Raw genomic sequence first — 15,264 nt, 5'->3', positions numbered from 1 at the left:
TACAAACTGTTGATAACGGAAAACGATGATTGATGATCGCGGTCACGAACGATCAGCGAGAATCTGCAGCGGTTCGTACCGCATCACGAAGACCACAGCTACGAGTGCGGCAATTAGTGTCAAGCCAAGGCCGATCAGCAGCAATTGGCCTACCACCTTGAGACTGACCGTCGCGTTTACTGAAGAAACGTAGTTCACAGCTTGACCCATCATGCCGCGCGGACCGTTTCCGCTCGGCTGACTTGGGGCATTGTTTGCGGCAGAATCAGACGAGTTGCTGGAGTCAGCAGATGAACTATCGTTGTTGCCAGAGGTCGCTTCTCCCGCAGCTCCCGGACCTTGCATACCACGTCCAAACTGTGCGTTTTGACTTGTCAGTTGTGCCTCCTGCTGCTCGACTTGCGCCGCAAGCAGCTGATTCGACACTGGTACTGACGCAATCGCGCCACCTGCAGCGCCCAACGCTAGACCGATCATCGTAACGACCAGCAGCTCGAACGTGAACTGTGCTGCGACCTTGATTTTCTTCACGCCGATCGCCGTAAGCACACCCACTTCGTACTTGCGCTCGCGCACATTAAACAACGTGATCACCACGAGTACTACTGCACCCACGCCGAGCACAATCCATAGCAACGTCAACGCGAATTGCGCGAGATTATTTAATGGCACGAGGCTTGACTCGTACTGTTCAACATCCGCTGAAGACACGGTGTAATCGTCGCTCAGTCCTGCCTTCGTCACATCGGAAGTGAACGTTTCGTAATCGTCCTTGCTGGCAAATACGTACGTATAGCTCAGCTGTGCTGCGGCAGTTTCGGTAGTGTTGCCGTTCGAGTCGGTTGACGAAACGGTAGAGTCAGCGTCGAGACCAAGCGACTTGAGGGGTGAGATGGACGTGTAAATCGCGTTCGCTGGGTCAGACGCGGTCGATCGCATCGGACCGCCCATCTGATTAGACGATTCCGTATCGTTTTCGTAAATGCCGACAACAGTAAGCGTATACGTCGTCGAGTCGTCGGTAGCGTTTTCGACGGTGAACGTGTCGCCAACTGACAAGTTGTTGAAATCAGCGAGTTCCTTGGAAATAATGACGTTGCCGTCTGAATCGGAGTCATAGCCGAATACTTCGCCGTCGCTCATCGTAAACGTGCCGTTTGCGGCGTTGGAGACTGCTTCATCGGAGGAAAAGCCGACGAGGGAGAAGTCGCCGGAGGTCATAGTCATGCCGCCCATGTCTCCGCCGCGGCCTGCGCCCATGTCCCCGTCAGGCTGCTGTTGTGCGTTGTCTGATGAGTTGCCGTTATCGGAAGACGACGAATTGCTGGACGAGTCACTTGATGAGTCGCTTGTTGACGAAGACGTCGAATCTTCAACCGGCTGGAAATCGTCAGTTGCTGCTAACGATGCGGTTTCGGTGTAGTACGTCGACTTAACTGCGCTGGATGCTTTCGCATACGTCTCGTAATCGGATAACGACAGTTGCTTGTCACTCATGGCTTCGCGCATTGCGTCGAAGTCTGGTGCGCTACTGCTGTCTGACGATGAGTTGGAACTGTCAGATGAGTTTGATGATTCGCGTAGCTCGCTGATTGCTTTGCTTCGGTCGAAACTGATTTGCGCGGTGATAGTGGTGTTCTCAAGACCGGTTTCGCGTGCGGTAACTGCGGCCTGACGAATAGCAAGACCGATCGTGGCGGCTGCTGCGATGATGGCGACGATGATGGCGATGAGAATATTGCGCCCCTTGTTGCGTATGACGTTTCGCCATGCGTTTCGTATTATGAACATGCGTGGTCCTTTGCTACTGCTGTTTGATGAGTAGGAGCCGAACTTGGGCGGCTCGATAGTGTCCATAAAACTGCTGTTTTGTGGACATGACCTGCAGTGCTGCTGGACTTAGACTTTTCTCCTTGTGTAATGTTCTTGGAAACTTGCTGATCGTCAGCTGAATGTGGCCGACGGTCGGCAAGCAACGATAATTGTTACCCGCTACGTTCTTAGTTCCCTTGTCAGCGTAGCTGAAGGGTAGTCAACGCATCTGGAACATCTGATACCGGATACTATGCGGTCAGCGGCGTCAGAAGACGCTCGTGTAGCTCATGACGCACGACTCGCTCCCAACCGTCACCTTCCGGACATTGAATAGCGACCACGAGTCCTTGCTCGGGCAGCACGGTGCTAATTTGCCCAAACGCACCATCTGCGCGATAGGACTTCGGGTATGGTGACATCCACCACTGATAACCGTATCCGCATGACCACCCGTCATCATGATGACCAGTCGGCGTATCGATCTGCTTGGAGCTGGCCTGCTTCACCCAATCGGCGCTGACAATCCGTTGACCGGTCGGTGCCCATACACCCTCGTTAAGGAAGACTTGTGCGATCTTCATCATGGACGTGATTGTCATTTCGATACTGCTGCCGCCCATCGCATGACCTTTCGGATCATGCTCCCAAATCGGCCAGCCTTGCCCGAGAGGATTGAATACATGTTGCCACAGATATTCACCAAGCCGCTCGCCGGTGGCGTGTTCAAGCATTCGACCAGCGAGATATGTATCAGCTGACGAGTAACAGAAGTGTGCCCCCGGCGTGGCGGTAACTGGTTTTGCGAGCATGTATCGCAGAAAATCGGGGCATCCTTCACCTTTACGACGTTCGTTAATCATTAAGAATGCGCCGCCAAACCCGCTCGACATAACCAGCAGATCGCGCAACGTGATCTGCTGAATACGCTGATCAAGTTGATTGAGTTCAGTAACGCTCAACTCATCAGCAACTGTGTCAATAAGTAGGTCATCTAACGACATAAGCCCGTTATCAATCGCGATGCCGATTGCTGTAGATGTGTAGCTTTTCGTATGCGAGTAAATGCTACGCGGTCGATCAGCTACCCAATGATGCTCGGCGATCACATGTGATTCGTCGCCTATGGCTAACGCCTCAATCGGCAGTCCGTGCTCGCTTGCGTACTGTACAAAATCGTCAAATAGGCTCTTAACACTACGATCACCCATAATGGCACCTTTGCTCGTTGTAACTAACAATTACTCGTTATGCTACACCCAAACTGGGTGATATATTGCTTACTGAGTTTGCTTGGTTTTTCTTCGCTTAGAGAAAGTGTAATTGGACTACTTTGCTTCTTATCTTGAAAATCGACTCAGATTTTAAACAGTACATTTTTTGATTGATAGGCTAACTACCATAGGGTAATTAATGTTGTGCGTGTTGTCAAAATGTTGAGATTGCAACACGCAGAAGGATTGGTTGTTTTTGAAAAGAAACGCCGAAAAGGAAATGAAGTGTTCTTTGACTTTAGATGTTGATGTTATATAGTTAGGTCTGTATTCATTGTTAACGCAGTGAATACAATGCACACTATGAAGTGTGCAGGAAAGTGAAGCCATAACAATCGAATTTGATGACATGGGTGTTGTCGGCAGGATAACTGCATGTTCGATTGGACTTAGGGGAGGAGTCTCATATGAGACCTATGCTGAGAAAAATAGCTTCAGCTGTTGCTGTTGCTGCGGTATCCTTATCGCTGGTTGCATGCGGGGGGGGGGTGATAAAAGCTCTGGAGGCAGTGATGCATCGCTAACTATTGGTATGCCGAACGGTACGATAAGCTCCAAGCAGTTCAACCCGTTCCTTACTAGTGGCATGACTGTTATTGCGACAGCACCGGTCTACGAGCCCGTGGCGATCGTCAACGCTGTCGATCTATCCAAGGACCCGGAGCCGTGGCTGGCTTCGAATATCGAGTGGTCTGACGATTATAAGAGTGTAAAATTCACCGCCCGTGACGGTGTGAAATGGGCGGATGGCGAGGACTTCACTGCCGAGGATATCGCCTATACTTACCAGTTGTTCGTGGATCACCCTGAGCTGGATCTTAACGCGATCGGTGTGACTGGAACCTCGGTTGATGGCAACGTGGCCACGGTCGAATTCGAGAAGTCCATGTTTGTTAAAACCTCGCAGGTGCTCACCAAGCCGATCGTCGCTAAGCATGTCTGGGAGAAGCTTGACGACGTTACCGCGCTGGACATCGATCTCATGGGCACTGGTCCTTACAAGCTCAAGCAATTCTCTACAGAAGCTGTGACACTTGAGGCTCGCGACGACTATTGGGGTGGTACTCCAGCGGTCAAAACACTTTACCTGCAGTCGTTCAACGACAACACAATGCTGCTCAATGCACTGGGCAGCGGTGATGTCGACTGGGCTCAGATCAGCCAGCCACCGAACGTCGAGACCGCATACATCAACAAAGACAAGGAACATAACAAGAACTGGGCACCGTCCACGATGGGTGTCGACATGATGTACTTGAACACCGCCGAAAAGCCGTTCAACAACGTCGCATTCCGCAAGGCTGTAAACATGGTCGTCGACCGTGCTAAGCATGCGCAAATCGCCCGTGAGGGCATCGTCGATCCGATCACCTCCGTGACTGGTCTGCCGACCGCCGGCAACACGTTTATCATCGACAAGTACAAGGGCCAAGAGACCAAGGTTGATGTCAACGGTGCCAAGAAGATTCTCACCGACGCCGGATATAGCTATCAAGGTGACAAGCTCATCGACCCGGACGGTGAGGTGGTCTCCTTTGAGATTTCTGTACCTCAGGGTTGGACCGACTACGTCACCGGTATCTCTCTGATTGCTGACGAGGTTAAGGAACTCGGCGTTGATGTCAACGTCAAGACCCCGGATTCCGACACATGGACTGAGAACGTGAACAACGGCAAATTCGGTGCGATTCTGCATTGGATCGATACTGGCAATACTGCGTACGACTTCTACAGTGACGTGATGGACGGCCGTTGGCTCAAGCCGGTCGGTGAGGCTGCCTCCTATAACTTCGGTCGGTATGACAATGAGCAGGCCACTGAGGCGCTCAATACCTACGCGAACACCACGGACGAGACAGAACGCCAGAAGGCACTCGAAGAGATCGAGACCATCTGGGTCGAGGATGTCCCCGCGATCTCGCTCGGTAACCGTCCAGATACTGCACAGTACAACACGCGCAAGTTCACTGGCTGGCCGGATGACGACAATCCGTATGTGTCGCCGAACCCGACGCTGTACACGATGGTGTCCATCCTCGCGAAGTTGAAGGCCGTTAAGTAAGTCACACGACCAATGACGACCCGATGACTGAAGGCGGCCGCGCCGGTCAGCGCGGCCGCCTTCAGTCTACTGGTTTCCGCACGAAAGGCAACCCAATGAACGATGATGTTCTTCTTTCTATTTCCGACCTTAGCGTCGAATACGACGTCGATCCGCCCGTTCAGGCAGTACAGCACGTTTCGCTGGAACTGCACCGTGGGGAGGTGCTAGGGTTGGCCGGCGAATCCGGATGCGGCAAGACCACGTTGGCCTATGCTGTGCAGCGCCTGCTTAAACCGCCCGCTGTCATTACTTCCGGCATCACGATCCTGCACGACACGGATGGTGACGTGCTCATCAACGACCTCAACGCCGATCAGATGCGAGCGTTTCGCTGGGACAAGGCGTCGATGGTATTTCAGGGTGCTATGAACGCGCTCAATCCCGTCAGTAACATCGGTAAGCAACTCGCCGATGTATTCACCACGCACCGACCGGGCATGAACAAGGCTGACATCCGCAAGGAATGCTGCGAACTGCTCGATATCGTTGGCGTGGGGGCCGACCGCATCCGTTCCTTTCCGCACGAGCTGTCCGGCGGCATGCGACAGCGCGTTATGATCGCTATGGCGCTCGCTCTGAAGCCGACCTTGATGATCATGGACGAACCGACCACTGCACTCGACGTGCTGGTGCAGCGCGAGATTCTTACGCAGATCACTGAATTGCGCCACAAGTTTGGGTTCTCTGTTATCTTCATCACTCACGATCTGCCGTTGCTGCTCGAAATCTCTGACCGTATCGCCATAATGCGCCACGGACGGATCATCGAAACTGACACGGCACGCAACATCTACTTCCATCCGCAGCAGGACTACACTAAGCGGCTGCTTAGCTCGTTCCCGAGCCTGACTGGCGATCGCAGCGAGTTCTCGTATGGTACGGCTGGACTCGATAACGACAATCTCGACAGCAAAGGAGGGAGCGCAAATGAGCGGACTGCATGACCGTGCCGACCGCGAGCATATCTGGAAGCTCGAGTTCCAGCATGTTACCAAGAAGTACCACGTGCGCGGCAAAGGTGACTTTCTTGCGCTCGATGACGTGAACTTCGAGCTGCAATCCGGACAGATCATTGGACTGGTAGGGCAGTCAGGCTCGGGCAAATCCACGATCGCGAAAATCCTCACGCAGCTCGAGACACCGACTGAAGGCAAGGTACTACTCGACGGCAAGCCGATCCCGCGCTCGGGACATGACTTGCGCTCCTACCGTCAGATTCTGCGCATGGTGTTTCAGGATCCGTTCGCCTCGCTTAACCCCTACCACACGATCCGTCATCATCTTGAACGACCACTGTTGCTCGACCACGTTGTGCCGAAGGGCGAAGTGGACGACGAGGTCGTGCGTCTGCTCGAACGCGTGCGTCTTGATCCGAAGGCGGTGATCGACCGTCGGCCGCACGAGTTGAGCGGCGGACAGCGCCAGCGTGTGGCCATCGCGCGCGCGTTGGCTTCTCGACCGCGCCTATTGGTGGCCGACGAGCCGGTCTCCATGCTTGACGTTTCCCTGCGCCTCGGTGTGCTCAACCTGTTGGCTGACCTACAGAAGGAGGACAATCTCGGCGTGCTGTACATTACACACGATCTGGCCACTGCTCGATACTTCAGTCAGGAGCTGATTGTGCTCAACCACGGCGTGATCGTTGAACGCGGCCCATCCGACGACGTCATCCTCAACCCGCAGCAGGACTACACCAGAAGGCTTCGCGACGCGTCGCCGAACCCGAAACGGTTCTTCGAGCGATATGTCGCTGAGGAACAAGCCAAGGAAGGAGCTCGCTCATGAGATACGCGATTCGTAAGACTATCTTCTACGTTTTCACCGCGTGGGCGGCCATCACTATCAATTTTTTCTTGCCACGTATGCTTAAGGGTGATCCAGTCTCTGCCTACATCAACCAGCATCAGGGCCAGATCAGCCCTGAGGCAGTCGAATCCCTCAAGACCTTGTTTGGCCTTGATGAGGACAAGACGCTTATACAACAGTATTTCGATTATTGGGTGCTGCTGTTTAAGGGAGATCTGGGTGAGTCGTTCTCGAAGGGACTGGCACCAGTTACCGAAGTCATAGGCAATGCGCTACCGTGGACGATAGGTTTGGTGGGCATCGCTACAATCATCTCGTTCGCGGTTGGTACGCTCGGTGGTGCGTACATCGGGTGGAAACGCGGCAGCAAGGCTGACGCGATCGTGCCGGTCACCACGTTCCTGTCTGCCGTGCCGTACTTCTGGATGGGTCTGATCATCGTGTCGGTGTTCTCCAACACGCTCGGATGGTTCCCCGCTTCGCATGCCTATGACAAAGGAGCTGTGCCGAGCCTAACGTTCGACTTCATATCGCAGGTGATTGCGCACGGGTTCTTACCGATTGTCACTATCGTGCTTTCGTCGCTCGGCGGCTGGATTCTCGGCATGCGCAACCAAATGGTCACTGTACTTGATGAGGATTATATCACCGTGGCTGAGGCCAAAGGACTACGTCCCAAGCGCGTCATGCTCGCCTACGCGGCGCGCAACGCTGTGTTGCCGCAGCTGCAGAGCTTCGCCATGTCGCTCGGCTTCATCGTCGGTGGCACGCTCGTCATGGAGCTGGTGTTCTCGTATCCCGGCGTCGGCAAGCTACTGCTTGACGCGACGAATTCCAAGGATTATCCGTTGATGCAGGGACTGTTCCTCATCATCACGCTCACGGTGCTCATCGCGAATATCCTCGCCGATGTAGCCTATGCGATTCTTGATCCGCGTACCCGCCAATCGGAGGAGTAATTATGAACGCGACCGCAACACACAAGGCCTCCGTCACATCCAACGCCTTAGAATCACGACGCAAAAGGCAGTTCAAGCACATCCTGAGCCGATTGATGCATTCGTTTGCGATGTTCCGCAACCCTAAGTCGATCGCCGGCCTGTGCATCATGCTGTTCTTCACAATCATCGCGGTTTTCGCGCCGATCATCGCGCCATACGATCCATTGGAAAAAGACTACACCTCTCTGCTGCAGCCACCGAGCGGCAAGCATTGGCTCGGCACTACGCACATGGGCGAGGACGTGTTCTCACAGATCGTCTGGGGTACTCGTGGTGTGCTTGTTGTCGGCCTAGTGGTCGGCGTGCTAGCCACCTGCGTGTCCGTAATCATTGGTGTCACCGCTGGTTACGTCGGCGGGTGGAAGGGTGACTCGCTATCCGCGCTGAGCAACGTGTTCCTCGTTATTCCGCAGTTGCCGTTGCTTATCATCGTGGCCTCGCAGTTCGACAACCCATCCATCCTGCTCATCGCGGCCGTGCTGGCGGTGACAGGCTGGGCGTGGGGCGCGCGAGTTTTGCGTGCGCAGACGCTGTCGCTGCGCAACCGTGACTTCGTACAAGCGTCGAAGGCCAACGGTGAGCCTATCTGGCGCATCATCTGCGTGGAAATGCTACCAAACCTCATGTCGATCATCGCGTCGAGTTTTGTAGGTACCGTCAACGCAGCAGTCCTGAACCTGACGACGCTCGCGTTTGTTGGCGTGATCCCGATCACTAACCTCAACTGGGGTACCGTGCTCTACTGGGCTCAGCAGAACGGCGCGTTTCCGAACTACTGGTGGTGGTATATCCCGGCTGGCCTGTGCATTGCAGTGCTCGGCATGGCTTTGTCGCTGATCAACTTCGGCATCGACGAGTACGTCAACCCGAGGCTTCGTTCGGCCGGCGAACTTGCCCGAGCGATGCGCAAGAAGGGATTCAACCCGCGCTCCAGCGTAGCCAAGGTCGGCCAGCTGTCCAGCGCGGCATCCACGAAGAAGTAGCCAATCCGGTTCGCTCCCCTAGCCTTGGTGGCGAGGAGGGAGCGAACCATATCAACGTTAGCTATACGCCACATAGGAACTATGCAAGGAGCAATGATGATCCTTAACCCAGTGAATACGCAGACGCTCGACTTTGGATGGACACTATTCGCCGACAATCTCGAAGCTGCGCCCACTGCGCTACGCGAAAGGCTTGCCTGCGGTATCTCCGCGAGCGTTCCCGGCGAGGCTGCAGTGGATTTACTGAATGCTGGTTTAATCCCCGACCCGTTCGACGCTGACAACGAGGTGGCGGTGCAGTGGATCGGAGATATCGACTGGCGGTACGAATGTCGGTTCGATTGGCATGACGACGGTGCCATTCGGCACGACCTAGTTGCGCTCGGTATCGACACTATCGCGACGCTGACCTTGAACGGACAGTTGGTCGACGCCGTGGAGAACGCTTTTCGCACTTACCGTTGGGATGTGCGAGGCATGTTGCGTGATGGGGAGAACTTACTCACGGTCCGGTTCCGGTCACCGGTAGCTGTGACCGACGAACTGGAGCACCGGCGCGGATTTTATCCGCACGCCGAACGTTTTGCCTTTAATCAAATTCGCAAGCCAGCTTACGGATTTGGCTGGGATTGGGGTATTGCTGTGCCGAGTGCAGGCATCATTCAGCCCATTGCCATTGAATCATGGTCGGGTGTGCGAGTGTATGATATTCGGCCACTTGTAGATGTTGAACTAGCTGATGTTGGCAAAGCTGATTGTGGCACTCTCGATATTGCAGGCTCGATCGAACGAGCTGACACCGGTCGTGTGACCGATATGATGCATCCGTATGCGGACAAAATGCCAGTTGATCTTGACATTTGTGTTGACCATGGCGATACGCATATCGAACAACGCATCACGGTTCCTGCAGACCGAACCACCTTCCGGATTCGGTTAGATGTGAATCAACCTGACTTGTGGTGGCCTATCGGATACGGTGGTCAGCCTCTGTATGATATTTCTGTCACACCGGTGGCGTTGCACTCTGATGATTATTCGATCGGATGGCACGGTCGGATTGGCTTCCGCTCTGTTCGCGCGAATACATCCATTGATGAGCTTGGACGTCCGTTCCAGTTAATTGTCAATGGGCAGCCAATCCATGTACGTGGCTACAACTGGATACCAGCATCGGTGTTTGTTTCACAGGTCACCGCTGATGACTATAAGCGTCTCATGCGCGATCTTATCGAGTCAAATACTAATATGTTGCGCATTTGGGGTGGGGGCATCTACGAATCCGACGACCTGTACGAGCTCGCCGACGAACAGGGTATGCTCATATGGCAGGATTTCATGTTTGCTTGCGCTATGTATCCTGAAGAAGTTGACATGGTCGCGCAGGTCGAGGACGAGGCTCGCGAACAGATCGTCCGCTTGAGCTCGCATCCTAGCCTCGTGATTTGGAATGGCTCCAACGAGAACTATGTTGCGTACGCGCAGTGGGATGACTACCGGCAGGGACTGCGCGACGAAGACCGTGCGCCGGACGCCTACGGCGGGCGCGAGAAGCCGTGGGGTGAGCTATATTACGATACGGTAATTCCAAAGCTGCTCAATCAGCTTGATCCAACGCGACTGTATCTACCGAGTTCACCAATGAGCTTTAATAAGCATGCCGCGCAATCTTCTGATGTAGATGGCACTATTCACATCTGGGATGTATGGAACAGTGCCGATTATCGCAAGTACGCCGACTATACACCACGGTTCGCTGATGAGTTTGGATATCAAGGACCGCCGGCATGGAGCACACTGACTCGAGTGGTACATGACAAGGTCATGGACCCATTCTCACCGCAAATGCTGGCTCATCAGAAGGCAAATCTTGGCAATTACAAGATCGCACGTGGCATGCGTTCCCACTTGACGCCTGGTTCATTTGATGACATGGACTGGTCCGCGCAAGGTGGTGCTCGATGGCTGATTGATACTGACCGCTGGGATAATATCGAGGACTGGCATTGGGCAGCACAGTTGCAGCAAGCACAGGCCGTGCGTTTCGCCATTGCCCATATGCGTTCGCTGGAACCAGTGAACGCGGGTATCCTCATTTGGCAAATTAATGATGACTGGCCAGTGATCTCATGGTCGGCTGTTGACTACGATGGGCATCGTAAGCCGTTGTGGTATGCATCAAAACGAGCCTACGCACCATACTTCGCCACCATTCAACAGTCTGTGTCTGAAACTCGTCTTGCTGCTGCATGGCCCGGCATCAAACCTGAACCGGACGGAATATCGTTGCATGTCGTCAATGATGGTATGACCTCTGTCGACGGTACATGGTCGTTGCGGCGCACAATGTTGGATGGGACAGTGCTGGCTGAGGCTGATCTTACATGTGCAGTCGGGGCACATGATGCGGTACATGTGGAGATTCCTGATACCGTGGCGCAGTTCGACGACGTGTCGAACGAGATCATCGTGGCAGATTTCTTCAATGGTGATGGTAGTGCGTCATTGACCTTCGATCGGGTGATCTATGATCCGGTTGATGTTATTGACCAGCGGTTGCACTCCGATGCGATAGAAACCACAATCGAGGCGTCAGCAAACGCAGATGGATATCTGCTAAGCGTTCGTGCGACTTCATATGTGCGTGATCTGTTTTGTATGGTGGACAAGGTGTGTGATACAGCATCAGTAGATGATGGCATGATCTCTTTGCTGGCAGGGGAGGAGCTCGTGCTACATATCTGTTCGCCGGTTGTCGACGCTCCTGATCGGTTCACGGCTCCGAACGTGCTGCGCAGCGCCAACGATTTGCGTCATCGTTGAGGCAATGGGCGCGGCTTCTTTATAGAATAGGAGCCGCGCCCATGGTTGTGTCGTGTGCAGGGGAACACACACGGTTTTTTGACTTTTGTGTGTCGTATGGCAATATAGTACTAAACCGCTTTAGTTAACGGTGGAAACAACTGTCTGCCGTCGACCGTAGGGTGGATGACAGGTCCAAAGGCCATGCCTGAGCATGCTCGGCAGAAAAACATATAAGTACATACACAAGGAAGTGAAAGGCGATAATGTACCTCAAACCTGAAGCGCAGATAAACCGCGGCAAACGCGTTCTTCGCCAGCGCGTAGAGCCTTATGTTCACCCGATCGTGACTCCATTATCGGTTGAATCATTTGACATTCCCGGCGAGCCAATGCCGACCGACGAGTTCTTTGACAAACTCAATCGCGGTGAAATTAATTTCACACCGTTTGAACTCGGTCATGAATGGGGCACCACATGGGGCACTGTTTGGTTCCGTTTGACTGGTCGCGTACCAGCTGGCTATCCGAAAGATGGTCGTCCGCTCGAACTGGTCATTGACCTCGGCTGGTATCCGCATTCATGTGGTGGTCATATTGAAGGACTTGTCTATCGCGCTGACGGTACTGCTATCAAGGCTGTCCATCCGCTAAACACATGGGTGCCGTTTATGGATGCAGACGGTAACGCGCAAGTTCCAGTCGCCGAGGATGGCACGTTCACGGTCTATCTCGAAGCTGCCAGCAATCCGTTAATCCTTGGCGTTCCACCGTTCGTAGAAACCGAGCTTGGCGACCATGCTACAGGCAAGCCAGAAGAACCGTACGTCTTCAAGTCTGCGAATCTCACCGAATTTGACCAGCGGTTTGAAGACTATCGTGTTGATCTCGATGTTGTAATCCAGCTCATGGAACAGGGCGATAAAGATACACCTCGCTACTGGCAGCTTGCTAAAGCGTTACAGCGTTCGCTTAACGTATTCGATGAGCAACATCTTGACTCGGTGGTTGCAGCTCGTGCTGAACTCGCTGGCGTGCTCGCTAAGCCTGCGAACGCGTCTGCTATGAACGTGAGTGCAGTTGGTCATGCACATATTGATTCTGCGTGGCTGTGGCCAGTGCGCGAAACGCGCCGCAAGGTTGCTCGCACGGTTGCGAATGCACTCGCACTCATGGATATTGATCCTGACTATCAGTACGCGATGAGCTCAGCACAGCAGTATGCGTGGCTTGAGGAAGATCATCCAGATATTTTCAAGCGCATGCTTGAACGTATCAAGGAAGGCCGATTCATTCCGGTTGGTGGCATGTGGGTAGAATCCGACGGCATGTTGCCGACTGGTGAGTCGCTCATTCGTCAAATCAGCTACGGCAAGCGCTATTACAAGGAGCATCTCGGCGTTGAACCGAAGGGCATTTGGCTCCCCGATAGCTTCGGCTATACCGGCGCGTGGCCGCAGATTGCTCGTCGTGCCGGCTACGAATGGTTCCTCACTCAGAAAATTTCGTGGAACGACACCACAAAGTTCCCACATCATTCGTTCATGTGGCAGGGCATTGATGGAACGTCAATCTTCACGCATTTCCCGCCGTCCGACACGTACGCAGCATGGTGCAATGTGCAAGAGTTGACTTACGCCGAGAAGAATTTCCAAGACAAAGATCTCGCTGACCGTTCGCTCTTGCTCTTCGGTTTCGGTGATGGCGGCGGCGGTCCTACGCGCAACATGATGGAGCATCTGCATCGTTACAAGAATCTCGAAGGCGTATCGCGCGTAACGCTCGAAGGCCCGAACGAGTTCTTCGACAAGGCGCGTACGCAGCTTGAGGAGAATGCTGGCCCAGAAATGCCAACGTACAAGGGCGAGCTGTATCTCGAACTGCATCGTGGTACGCTCACCTCGCAGCAGGATATGAAGCGCGGTTGCCGTACTGAAGAATCGTTGCTGCGTACGGTTGAGTATCTTGGTGCTGCCGCGACGCTCGCTGATCCGACGTACACGTATCCGAGTGAGGAAATAGATGGTATCTGGAAGACGCTGCTGCTCGACCAGTTCCACGACATTCTGCCTGGCTCTGGTATTGCGTGGGTGCATCGCGAAGCGCGCGCAAACTATGCACGTGACTTGAAGCGGCTTGCTGATATTGCTGCGGACGCGTGCGCAGTACTTCGCGCATCCAATCCGAACGCGGATGTGTTGCCTGCCGCTCGTATCAGCCAGTATCATGCGGATGGACTGTCGTGGCACGTGCGTCTGGTTGACGATCGCGGCGATGCGCTGCCGACGTTGCTCACCAAGCTTGATGACGGTCGCGTGAGTATCTCCAACGGCGTGATTTCAGCAACGATCGAAACGGATGGTACTGTCTCCTCGCTGATCGACGAGAAGAACGGTCGCGAACTAGTACCTTCTGGCGCTCGCATCGGTCGCTACGAACTGATGAAAGATGAGCCAGCCGTATGGGATGCGTGGGATATCGAACGCGAGTCGTTACTCGTACGTCACGATCTGACTGGTTCAATCGTTTCGGCTGACGTTGTTGACGGTGCGGCAACGATTACTGTGCGTACGGAAGAAGACAACACGGTTATCGACACGACGATTACGTTGCGTCCCGGCGCAAGTCAGCTCGACTTCCATACGAGTGTTGACTGGCAAGCTAGGGAGCGCTTCCTTAAGGTCGATGTGCCGCTGGCAATCGTCGCCGACCGTGCGACATACGACTGCCAGTACGGACTCGTCACTCGACCGATCGTCAAGAACAGTGCCTCCGACGAAGCGAAGTTTGAAAACTGCACTAACCGATTCGCAATATTCAACGAAGCTGGATATGCAGCGGCTGTTGTCAACGGTTCTATTTACGGTTCCGATGCTGCGCCGATCAACGCGGATGCGTCGCTCGGCACTGGCTCCGGCACTATGTTCCGTCTGTCGCTGGTATCCGCGCCGGTTTATCCTGATCCGCGCACTGATATCGGTCGTCATGATTACAACTGGGCGGTTGTTGCCGATGCGACGATCGAGCGTACGCTCGACGCGGCTGCGACAATGAACGCTCCCGAACTGCACGACGTGCCTGATATTGCGCCGCTCGTAAGTGTCGAAAATGAGACTGGCACGGCTGTGCTGGACTGGGTTAAGCTCGCCGACGACGGGTCCGGTGATCTGATCGCGCGCGTTTACGAATCAGCTGGCGGTCGCGCAACTGCAACCGTACACGTGAACGACGGATTCGGCGGTGTATTGCAAGGCGCAACGATTCGCGAAACGAACGTGCTTGAAGGCGAAGCAATTGCCGATGACTTGCCAATCGCTCTCGCCGGCGACGCCGGTCAGCCGGCCGAAGGCGCGACACTTCACCTCGGCCCATTCCAACTCGCCACGCTACGCATCTCGCGCGCGTAGTGCGCGTCGATAATGCAAGTCGAGCTGTCTCGCGAAGCGGCCCTATCTCAGCTCCCCAAGGGGAGCTGAGATTTC

At 54.3% G+C, this 15,264-nt stretch carries 9 protein-coding genes; 7 read left to right on the top strand and 2 right to left on the bottom strand.

The genetic code is table 11. From position 1 onward, the window contains the following. Window positions 1-42: 42 nt before the first annotated feature. Complete coding sequence (locus tag BHAP_RS02075) at window positions 43-1,791, bottom strand: ABC transporter permease (protein WP_094729153.1); 1,749 nt, start codon at window positions 1,789-1,791, stop codon at window positions 43-45. Window positions 1,792-2,063: 272 nt separating this feature from the next. Continuing rightward, window positions 2,064-3,023 carry a serine hydrolase domain-containing protein gene (locus BHAP_RS02070; RefSeq protein ID WP_094729152.1) on the bottom strand — a complete coding sequence of 320 codons (960 nt, stop codon included), beginning with the start codon at window positions 3,021-3,023 and terminating at the stop codon, window positions 2,064-2,066. A 595-nt stretch (window positions 3,024-3,618) separates the two neighbouring features. Between BHAP_RS02070 and BHAP_RS02065 the strand changes: the two genes are divergently transcribed. From BHAP_RS02065 to BHAP_RS02035, 7 genes are all read left to right on the top strand, one after another. Further along, entirely contained in the window at window positions 3,619-5,148 is a 1,530-nt protein-coding gene (locus BHAP_RS02065) for an ABC transporter substrate-binding protein (RefSeq protein WP_211279664.1), read from the top strand. 23 nt (window positions 5,149-5,171) lie between these two features. After that, window positions 5,172-6,134 carry an ABC transporter ATP-binding protein gene (locus BHAP_RS02060; protein WP_244569250.1) on the top strand — a complete coding sequence of 321 codons (963 nt, stop codon included), beginning with the start codon at window positions 5,172-5,174 and terminating at the stop codon, window positions 6,132-6,134. Continuing rightward, window positions 6,118-6,975: an ABC transporter ATP-binding protein gene (locus BHAP_RS02055; RefSeq protein WP_211279663.1), complete on the top strand. Its 858-nt coding sequence runs from the start codon at window positions 6,118-6,120 to the stop codon at window positions 6,973-6,975. Before BHAP_RS02060 ends, BHAP_RS02055 begins: the two co-directional genes overlap by 17 nt. Then, window positions 6,972-7,955 (top strand): ABC transporter permease, encoded by a 984-nt coding sequence (locus tag BHAP_RS02050; RefSeq protein ID WP_094729150.1) that lies wholly within the window; start codon window positions 6,972-6,974, stop codon window positions 7,953-7,955. Before BHAP_RS02055 ends, BHAP_RS02050 begins: the two co-directional genes overlap by 4 nt. 2 nt (window positions 7,956-7,957) lie before the next feature. Continuing rightward, window positions 7,958-8,980: an ABC transporter permease gene (locus BHAP_RS02045; protein ID WP_094729149.1), complete on the top strand. Its 1,023-nt coding sequence runs from the start codon at window positions 7,958-7,960 to the stop codon at window positions 8,978-8,980. Window positions 8,981-9,073: 93 nt separating this feature from the next. Further along, complete coding sequence (locus BHAP_RS02040) at window positions 9,074-11,803, top strand: glycoside hydrolase family 2 protein (protein ID WP_244569248.1); 2,730 nt, start codon at window positions 9,074-9,076, stop codon at window positions 11,801-11,803. A gap of 245 nt (window positions 11,804-12,048) precedes the next feature. Next, on the top strand, window positions 12,049-15,189 hold the full coding sequence (locus BHAP_RS02035) for an alpha-mannosidase (protein WP_094729147.1): 3,141 nt from the start codon (window positions 12,049-12,051) through the stop codon (window positions 15,187-15,189). Window positions 15,190-15,264 lie beyond the last annotated feature (75 nt).

The sequence above is a fragment of the Bifidobacterium hapali genome (assembly GCF_002259755.1).
GTDB lineage: Bacteria > Actinomycetota > Actinomycetes > Actinomycetales > Bifidobacteriaceae > Bifidobacterium > Bifidobacterium hapali.
Note: the sequence above shows the minus strand (reverse complement) of the source record. Positions and strands in the feature narration are given on the sequence as shown.